This is a genomic window from Candidatus Sarmatiella mevalonica (assembly GCF_016751895.1).
Lineage (GTDB): Bacteria > Pseudomonadota > Alphaproteobacteria > Rickettsiales > Rickettsiaceae > Sarmatiella > Sarmatiella mevalonica.
On the sequence record NZ_JACVVM010000104.1, the window covers coordinates 1 to 2528 of the forward strand.

Here is a 2528-nt window from a genome sequence, read left to right on the forward strand (position 1 = left end):
TTCCAATGTCATTAATAGCTGATTTTTCCATGCTCAGCTTATTTCTTCTACCTCCTTTAGTTTTTTTCTTTTTATCAGCTTCTTCTAATATTCTTACCATCTTATCAAACGTACCACGCTTGACTCCTATTAATCTTCTGAATTGATCATCTGATAAAATCTTCACTTGTTCATATTTCAATTGCACAACCATAATATTTTTATTGACCTAGCTTGAGTATACACATATATCGCAGTTTCGAAAGAGGTCTATTAAAAACGCAAGGTTTTAATATGGAAGATACTCACATCAAAGATCTTGAAAGATTAGCAAAATTGCTTGCAGTTTTAACAATTGGATTTGTATTTACCGTAAAATTTGGGGTAATAAAAAATTTAGTAAAACCAATTAAAATTAAAAATCATAATCGTAGGTTATTTTCTATATTTTCATATGGACTTATTTTTTTAAGAAAAATATTAATGCAATCAAAATTCATCGAAATTTTTGATTTTTTCCTCAGATCTATTATGTCTAACAATCCTTTAAATTCAAAGCTTAGGCAACTATGTGTCCGGTACTAAGGGGCATTACGATAATATTCATCAAATGTCAAAATATGCTCATAGATGATATTTTATCCAAAAATGTCGAGTCTGCAGCAATATACCTCAACTCTTTTCCAAATTCTAACGTCGATATTATCGTTGCGCCTATTATATTTCTACCTTTTTCATTGCCATGTTGTATTTTACTACCCCAAATATTATGTAAAATTAGTAATTTATCTTTTTTAGAACCTACGTATAGCACTATATGACCTGGGCAGTATAAAATAGTTCTAAATGGTACGGCCTCTTTGGTAATTATTTTTAACTTTTCGTCTCTATTCAGAGCCGCAAGTTTAATTATACGACCTTCTTGGCTCTGCGCCAACGAATTTCTAGGCAGTCCTATGCCGAATGCAGCAAAATAGTCTCGAATCAATGCGGAACAATCCCTATTGCCAAGATATCCACCCCAACCATAGTTTTGACCTATCAAATTTTGTATGACATCATCCACATTTTCTTTAGTAAATTCTAATGGCTCCATTCTAGCAATATCCATTGGAATTTTTCCATTTTTCCACAGTACTCCAGAGTTATTTCCGCGCATCGGTAATAGCACGGAATAATAACCCTTATGCTTTTCCTTTACAAAAAGCGGCATGGACAACTTAGAATATCCCCAAAAATATCCATTAGAATCATAAATTGGAACATCATCACGTAGTAGTATTGCTATATCTAGTTTACTTAAAGAAGATATCGCATGTTTTTTTAAAATCGCCACTTCCGATACTTTAACAAATCCTATATCACTGCTTGGAGTTTCCACAACCACCCACGCCCTATCCTGCGACATATGGCTTATAAACACTGGCGTACCGGCATAAACAAAGCTGTTTTGTAAATTATCAAATGGGTAGCCTTCGCCGGCTTTTGTAATATCAGAAAAGCATGGTAGATCCGTTGGCATTTTTCTGAGATTAGCATGAGCAACCATAATTCCGTATGATGTTTGGCCATTTATCGAGACAAAATTCGCATTATCTACTAGTTTTGATAAATAAACAGTATCATCGCATTTTTGTAGATTTTCTCTATAACAATCAGATAGAGGTTTTCTGTATTCTGATATGATTAAATCACTGTCTCCAGATAATTTATGTTTATGCCATGGTGACATTAAGTATGCGCGGAACTCTTCTTTTTTTCGTCCAGCGCCATTATTTGGCGCAGCATCACTTATATAGCTTGCTTGTTGCGGTATTTCCATAACATCGCGAATCTGCACAAACATGGCTTTTTCAAATTTTTGCTTGTTGCTACAGCCAGTAATTATAAATAACAGTATTGAGACAAATATCTTGCTCTGCATATTTTTATCATGCTATGTTTTTATTAATAAGTAGGCTTGCTGCATAAGTAGAAACTTACCACAGATGCTATAGTATCAATAGAAGAAAGAATTTGCAATTCAGCTGAAAAGATATATAGTAACCCACCTTAGATTAGGTAAGGAGATATGGTATTGTTAAAGGAAAAATGTCAGCAAAACTATATAGTAAACCTGTTGCGTAAGTGAGAATATATCGCCTAATGATAGAAAGAGGTTTTGATTTTTCAAGACAGAAGGTATATATGGAGTTTATTTCAACATAAAACTACTTCGTATATGGCAATATCATACATAAAAATCAGGAAACATCCAAGAATTTTTTTAAGATTATTTGACATTAGTTGCGAAGAATTTGATATTTTAGTAGACCTCTTGCGTAAGTATTTAATTAACAATTAGCCAATGTGAAGGGTGAAGAAGGTTGTTCGTGATTATTAGACCTCTTTCCTAACTCTACTCCTGATGGCAACTGCTTCGTCGCTCCGATGCGCAAGTCCTCACGTACTTCATGTACGCTGCGGCTCTGTGCTTCGTATACTCCTCGCATTTGCTCATCATGAGCGAGTTTCGAAAGAGGTCTATTTTAGCATCAAGCGGCAAGTAA

3 protein-coding genes and 1 pseudogene are annotated in these 2528 nt (G+C 34.1%); 1 reads left to right on the forward strand and 3 read right to left on the reverse strand.

Annotated elements, in window-relative coordinates; all coding sequences use genetic code 11:
• Together Sarmat_RS06475 and Sarmat_RS06480 are read right to left on the reverse strand one after the other, a co-directional pair.
• Positions 1 to 181: pseudogene (locus tag Sarmat_RS06475) on the reverse strand (IS5/IS1182 family transposase); the annotation flags it as partial.
• 411 nt (positions 182 to 592) lie between these two features.
• Positions 593 to 1903 carry a C40 family peptidase gene (locus tag Sarmat_RS06480; RefSeq protein WP_202149944.1) on the reverse strand — a complete coding sequence of 437 codons (1311 nt, stop codon included), beginning with the start codon at positions 1901 to 1903 and terminating at the stop codon, positions 593 to 595.
• A 297-nt stretch (positions 1904 to 2200) separates the two neighbouring features.
• On the opposite strand from Sarmat_RS06480, the gene Sarmat_RS07205 reads away from it, so the two are divergent.
• Positions 2201 to 2323, forward strand: coding sequence for a hypothetical protein (locus tag Sarmat_RS07205; protein ID WP_279611781.1), 123 nt, complete (start codon positions 2201 to 2203; stop codon positions 2321 to 2323).
• Here the strand turns inward: Sarmat_RS07205 and Sarmat_RS06485 are convergent.
• Complete coding sequence (locus Sarmat_RS06485) at positions 2313 to 2471, reverse strand: hypothetical protein (RefSeq protein WP_202149504.1); 159 nt, start codon at positions 2469 to 2471, stop codon at positions 2313 to 2315. The genes Sarmat_RS07205 and Sarmat_RS06485 overlap by 11 nt on opposite strands.
• Between the last annotated feature and the right edge of the window lie 57 nt (positions 2472 to 2528).

Excerpts from the sequence above, each read along its gene's own strand:
- Sarmat_RS06480 (WP_202149944.1), bottom strand. The coding sequence starts at position 1,903 with ATGCAGAGCAAGATATTTGTCTCAATACTGTTATTTATAATTACTGGC.
- Sarmat_RS07205 (WP_279611781.1), top strand. The coding sequence starts at position 2,201 with ATGGCAATATCATACATAAAAATCAGGAAACATCCAAGAATTTTTTTA.
- Sarmat_RS06485 (WP_202149504.1), bottom strand. The coding sequence starts at position 2,471 with ATGCGAGGAGTATACGAAGCACAGAGCCGCAGCGTACATGAAGTACGT.